The sequence below is a fragment of the Halochromatium sp. genome (assembly GCF_046541315.1).
Taxonomy (GTDB): domain Bacteria; phylum Pseudomonadota; class Gammaproteobacteria; order Chromatiales; family Chromatiaceae; genus Lamprobacter.
On sequence record NZ_JBKHDN010000160.1, the window covers coordinates 1 to 6,435 of the forward strand.

Sequence of the window (6,435 nt, forward strand, 5' to 3'; positions counted from 1 at the left end):
CCAATCGTGCCGACATTGACGTGCGCCTTCTTTCTCTCGAACTTTTCTTTGGACATGCCCGTATCCCCTCAGAGATCCACTGCAATCATTAGCGAGCGCCGATCCGTGATCGACACTATCGTTTCTTGGCGACGGTCTCGGCGATACTGGCCGGGACCTCGTTATATTTAGCGAACTCCATGCTGTAGCTCGCCCGCCCCTGGGTCGCCGAGCGCAAGTCGGTCGCATAGCCGAACATCGACGACAACGGCACCTCGGCGCGGATGATCTTGCCCGATGGCGTATCCTCCATGCCCTGGATCATGCCGCGGCGGCTGTTCAGGTCGCCCATGACATCGCCCATGTTCTCCTCGGGCGTGACCACCTCGACCTTCATGATCGGCTCGAGCAGGACCGGCTTGGCCTTGGCCGCGCCTTCCTTGAAGGCCATCGAACCGGCGATCTTGAACGCCATCTCGCTCGAATCGACCTCGTGATAGGAGCCGTCGTAGAGCGTCGCCTTGACGTCGACCACCGGGAAGCCGGCGATCACGCCATTGGTCATCGCCTCCTGGATGCCCTTGTCCACGGCCGGGATGTACTCCTTCGGCACCGCGCCGCCGACGATCTCGTTGACGAACTCGTAGCCCGCGCCCGGCTCCTGCGGTTCGAGCCGAATGTAGACATGACCATACTGACCGCGACCGCCGGACTGGCGCGCGAACTTGGTCTCCTGCTCGATCTTTGAGCGCAGCGTCTCGCGGTAGCTGACCTGGGGCGCGCCGACGTTGGCCTCGACGTTGAACTCGCGCCGCATGCGATCGACGATGATCTCCAGGTGCAGCTCGCCCATGCCGGAGATGATGGTCTGCCCCGATTCCTCGTCCGAGCGCACCCGGAACGACGGGTCTTCCTGCGCCAGCTTCTGCAGCGCCACGCCCATCTTCTCCTGGTCGCTCTTGGTCTTTGGCTCGACCGCGACCGAGATCACCGGCTCCGGGAACTCCATGCGCTCGAGCGTGATCGGCTTGTCCAGCGCACAGAGGGTGTCACCGGTGGTGACATCCTTGAGGCCGACGGCCGCGGCGATATCGCCCGCACGGACCTCCTTGATCTCCTTGCGGTCATTGGAGTGCATCTGCAGGATGCGTCCGACGCGCTCCTTCTTGCTCTTGACCGGATTGAGCACGCTATCGCCGGCGTTCAGCACGCCCGAGTAGACGCGGAAGAAGGTCAGGGTGCCGACGTAAGGGTCGGTGGCGATCTTGAACGCCAGTGCCGCGAACGGGGCGTCATCCTTCGACGGACGCTCCTCGACGGTCTCCGCCGCATCGTCCAGCACACCCTTGATCGCTGGGACCTCGGGGGGTGAGGGCAGGTACCTGACGACCGCGTCGAGCATCGCCTGCACGCCCTTATTCTTGAACGCCGAGCCGCAGAGCATGGGCACGATCTCGTTGGCGATGCAGCGCTTGCGGATACCGGCGCGGATCTCGTCCTCGGTCAGCTCGCCGCCCTCGAGATACTTCTCCATCATCTCTTCGGTCGCCTCGGCGGCGGCCTCGACCAGCTTTTCGCGCCACTCGGCGCAGGCCTCGGCCATCTCGGCCGGCACCTCGCGGGCCTCGTAGGTCAGCCCCTTATCCTCATCGTTCCAGTAGATCGCCTGCATCCGCACCAGATCGACGACGCCGGCGAAGTCTTCCTCGGCGCCGATCGGCAACTGCAACGGAATCGCAACCGCGCCAAGGCGATCCTGGACTTGCCCCACGACACGCAGGAAGTTCGCCCCCATGCGGTCCATCTTGTTGACGAACGCGATGCGCGGCACGCCGTATTTGTCGGCCTGGCGCCAAACGGTCTCGGACTGCGGCTCGACGCCACCGACGGCGCAGAACACGGTGCAGGCGCCATCGAGCACCCGCAGCGAACGCTCCACCTCGATGGTGAAGTCGACGTGCCCGGGGGTGTCGATGATGTTGATCCGATGCTCGGGGAACTGCTGATCCATGCCGGACCAGAAGCAGGTCGTCGCCGCCGAGGTGATGGTGATGCCGCGCTCCTGCTCCTGCTCCATCCAATCCATGGTGGCAGCGCCGTCATGCACCTCGCCGATCTTATGCGACAGGCCGGTGTAAAACAGGATGCGCTCGGTCGTCGTCGTCTTGCCGGCATCGATGTGCGCCATGATGCCGAGGTTTCGGTACCGATCGATGGGGGTGCTACGTGCCACGACTGCGTTGCCTATTGCCTGGGGTGAAATCGGGAGCTGCGCGCCTGTTGCGCTACCAGCGATAATGCGAGAAGGCCTTGTTGGCCTCTGCCATGCGATGCGTATCTTCCTTCTTCTTCACCGCGGTGCCACGCGCGTCGGCCGCGTCCATCAGCTCGCCGGCGAGGCGCAGCGCCATCGATTTCTCGGAGCGCTTGCGCGAGGCGTCGATCAACCAGCGCATCGCCAGCGTATTGCGCCGCGACGGCCGTACCTCGACCGGAACCTGATAGGTCGCGCCACCGACGCGACGGGACTTGACCTCGACCACGGGGCGCACGTTCTCCATCGCGCTATCGAGAACCTCGAGCGGCTCGGCGCCCTTCTTCTCGACCACCCGATCGAGCGCGCCATAGATGATGCGCTCGGCCACGGCCTTCTTGCCGTCTTCCATCAGCATATTGATGAACTTGGTGAGCAGCTCACTACCGTGTTTCGGGTCCGGCAGGATCTGGCGACGACCAACGATGCGTCTTCTCGGCATTGCTTTTCAGGCTCCGACTACCTAATAAAAGGGTTCGCGCGTTCGACCCGCGCGGCGATGGACGAGGCGATGGACGAAGAGCGTCTTAGCTCTTCGGGCGCTTGGCGCCGTACTTGGACCGACCTTGGCGGCGCTTCTCGACACCGGAGGCATCCAGCGTGCCGCGCACCGTGTGATAGCGCACACCCGGCAAGTCCTTGACCCGACCGCCCCGGATCAGCACCACCGAGTGCTCCTGCAGGTTGTGCCCTTCGCCACCGATGTAGGACGCGACCTCGTAGCCGTTCGTCAGCCGCACGCGCGCGACCTTGCGCAGCGCCGAGTTGGGCTTTTTCGGCGTGGTGGTGTAGACACGCGTGCAAACGCCGCGCTTCTGCGGACAGGCCTCGAGCGCGGGGACCGTGCTCTTCGCGACCCGGCGCTTACGCGGATGACGCACCAATTGGTTGACTGTCGCCATGACTGACTCCGACGGCTTGAATGCAATCTGTATGCACTAAAAGTCCGAGCCCGCAGCCCCCGGCTGGCGACGCTCGATCTTGGGATTTTGGTTCGAGGGCACTCGCGCCGCCTTATCGCGAAGCCGGATGGAGAACCCCTTGATTGGCGCCCCAGCCTTCACGCAAGGCCGCGATACAACGCGCAGGACGCGCCGCAGTCAATCCACCCACCCTAGAGAATACCAGGCTGGAACCCCGTCAACGAACGACGGGAACACAGATAGACGACGGAAAGTCGACGAGAAGGGCGTGCCGCAGCGACCATGCCACTCAATCTGCTCGCCGGCGAATACTGCATGCCGGCGAGCTAAGACGAGAAGTATATTCAGCTCCGCCGCCCCTGTCAACGCGAGATTGCGGATCGATGGCCGATGCCCCCCTAAAGGGGGCTTGCGAGACTCAGTCGGCCTCGGACTCCTGCGTGTTCAGCGCCTGCTTCAACGCGGCGGTCAATTCCTCGGTCGCCATCTCCATGCGCTCCGCCGCGTTGCCACCACCATCGGGCTGACGCCGCCGGCGGCGCTCATTATGATGCGCAAGGCCAGTGCCGGCCGGGATCAGGCGACCGACGATGACGTTCTCCTTGAGCCCGTTCAGACCATCGACCGCGCCGCGTACCGCCGCCTCGGTCAGCACGCGGGTGGTCTCCTGGAACGAGGCCGCAGAAATGAACGACTCGGTCGCCAGCGAGGCCTTGGTGATGCCGAGCAGCAGCGGCTCGTAAAGCGCCGGATGCTTGCCCTCGGCGCTCACCCGCTCGTTCTCGGCGAGCACCGTGGCCTGATCGACCTGCTCGCCGCGCAGCAGATTGGTGTCACCGGCGTTGGTGATCTCGACCTTGCGCAGCATCTGGCGCACGATGACCTCGATGTGCTTGTCGTTGATCTTCACGCCCTGCAACCGATAGACGTCCTGGATCTCCTTGACCAGGTACTCGGCCAAGGCGGTGACGCCCTTCAGACGCAGGATATCGTGCGAGCTGAACTCGCCATCGGAAACCACCTCGCCGCGCTCGACGCGTTCGCCCTCGAACACGTTGACATGCCGCCATTTCGGAATCAGCTCCTCGATGGTCTCGCCGTCATCGGTGGTGATCACCAGTCGCTGCTTGCCCTTGGTCTCTTTGCCGAAGCTGATGGTCCCGGTGGCCTGTGCCAACAACGCCGGATCCTTCGGCTTGCGCGCCTCGAACAGATCCGCCACCCGCGGCAGACCACCGGTGATATCGCGGGTCTTCGAGGATTCCTGCGGAATCCGGGCGAGGATGTCGCCAACGCCGACCTCGGCCCCATCGGAGACGGTGACGATCGCCCCCGAGGTCAGGTAATAGCGCGCGGGCAGATCGGTGCCGGCGATGTTCAACTCCTCGCCATCGGCATCGAGCAGCTTGACCATCGGACGCAGATCCTTGCCGGCCGCCGGCCGCTGCTTCGGGTCCATGATCTCGAGCGAGGCGAGGCCGGTGACCTCGTCGGTCTTGCTCTGCACCGTGACGCCATCGATGAAGTCCTCGAAGCGCAACACGCCGGCGACCTCGGTGACCACCGGATGGGTATGCGGGTCCCAGTTCGCGACGATGGCGCCGGCCTCGATCGTATCGCCATCGTTGACCGCGACGGTGGCGCCATAAGGGATCTTATAGCGCTCTTTCTCCAGGCCCTTCTCGTCGGTGACCGCCAATTCACCGGAACGCGAGACGGCGACCAGATTGCCGCTGTGATGCCGCACGGTCTTGATGTTGTGCAGCTTGATGTTGCCGGCGCCCTTGACCTGCACATTGCTCACCGCCGCTGCCCGCGAGGCGGCGCCACCGATATGGAAGGTGCGCATGGTCAGCTGGGTGCCGGGCTCGCCGATCGATTGCGCGGCGATGACGCCGACCGCCTCGCCCATGTTGACGCGATGACCGCGCGCCAGATCGCGCCCGTAGCATTGGGCGCAGACCCCCAAGCGCGACTCGCAGGTGATCGCCGAGCGCACCAAGACCTGATCGATGCCCTCGGCCTCGAGCTGCTTGACCCAGCCCTCGTCGAGCAGGGTGCCGGCCTCGCAGACGATCTCGTCGGTGCCGGGACGATAGAGATCCTCGCCGGTGACGCGGCCGAGGATACGCTCGCGCAGGGGCTCGACGACATCGCCGCCCTCGATGATCGGGATCATCGTCAGTCCACGCTCGGTGCCGCAGTCCTCCTCGAGTACCACCATGTCCTGCGCCACATCGACCAGCCGCCGGGTCAGATAGCCGGAGTTCGCGGTCTTCAAGGCGGTATCGGCCAGGCCCTTGCGCGCGCCATGGGTCGAGATGAAGTACTGGATGACGTTCAGTCCTTCGCGGAAGTTGGCGGTGATCGGCGTCTCGATGATCGAGCCATCGGGCTTGGCCATGAGTCCGCGCATGCCGGCGAGCTGGCGGATCTGCGCCGGCGAGCCGCGCGCGCCGGAGTCGGCCATCATGTAGATCGAGTTGAACGAGTCCTGCTTGAGCGGATTGCCATCGCTGTCGATGACCGGGTTGCCGTCGCGATCGAGCACCTGGTCCTTGCCGAGCTTGCTCATCATCGACTTGGCGACCTGATCGTTGGTGCGCGACCAGATATCGACGACCTTGTTGTAGCGCTCGCCGTTGGTCACCAGACCCTGGGTGTACTGATCCTCGATCTCCTTCACCTCGTTCTCGGCCGCGCTGATGATGCGCGCCTTCTCGGGCGGCACCTCCATATCCTCGAGGCCGATCGAGACCCCGGAGCGCGTCGCCATGCGAAAGCCGAGGAACATGATCTGGTCGGCGAAGACCACGGTGTCCTTCAAACCCAGCACGCGGTAGCAGGTATTGATCAGGCCTGAGATCTGCTTCTTGCCAAGGGGCCGGTCGACCAGCTCGAACGGCAGCCCCTCGGGCACGATCTCCCACACCAGCGCGCGCCCGAGCGTGGTCTCGCGCACGCCGGTACGCTCCTCGACGCGGCCATCCTCGTCGCGCACCACCTCGCGGATCAGCACCTTGACGCGCGCCTGCAGCGCCGCGTGGCCGGTCTCGTAGGCACGCCGCGCCTCATCGATGCCGGACAGCACCAGCCCCTCGCCCTTGGCGTTGATGCGCTCGCGGGTCATGTAATAGAGGCCGAGCACCACATCCTGCGAGGGCACGATGATCGGCTCGCCGTTGGCCGGCGAGAGGATGTTGTTCGACGACATCATCA

The 6,435-nt window shown here is 64.5% G+C and carries 4 protein-coding genes; all 4 read right to left on the bottom strand.

Annotation, left to right across the window (positions count from 1 at the left end):
- Positions 1 to 115: 115 nt before the first annotated feature.
- Positions 116 to 2,212 (bottom strand): elongation factor G, encoded by a 2,097-nt coding sequence (gene fusA, locus ACLFQI_RS10495; protein ID WP_410759141.1) that lies wholly within the window; start codon positions 2,210 to 2,212, stop codon positions 116 to 118.
- Between the two features lie 52 nt (positions 2,213 to 2,264).
- A complete protein-coding gene (gene rpsG, locus ACLFQI_RS10500; protein ID WP_410759143.1) occupies positions 2,265 to 2,735 on the bottom strand; it encodes a 30S ribosomal protein S7 in 471 nt (156 codons plus the stop codon).
- Positions 2,736 to 2,820: 85 nt separating this feature from the next.
- A complete protein-coding gene (gene rpsL, locus ACLFQI_RS10505; protein ID WP_410759144.1) occupies positions 2,821 to 3,195 on the bottom strand; it encodes a 30S ribosomal protein S12 in 375 nt (124 codons plus the stop codon).
- 439 nt (positions 3,196 to 3,634) lie between these two features.
- A partial coding sequence (locus tag ACLFQI_RS10510) for a DNA-directed RNA polymerase subunit beta' (protein WP_410759146.1) occupies positions 3,635 to 6,435 on the bottom strand: 2,801 nt, incomplete at its 5' end.

Bases quoted from the DNA above. Each gene is read 5' to 3' on its own strand.
- rpsL (WP_410759144.1), bottom strand. From the start codon at position 3,195: ATGGCGACAGTCAACCAATTGGTGCGTCATCCGCGTAAGCGCCGGGTC.
- rpsG (WP_410759143.1), bottom strand. From the start codon at position 2,735: ATGCCGAGAAGACGCATCGTTGGTCGTCGCCAGATCCTGCCGGACCCG.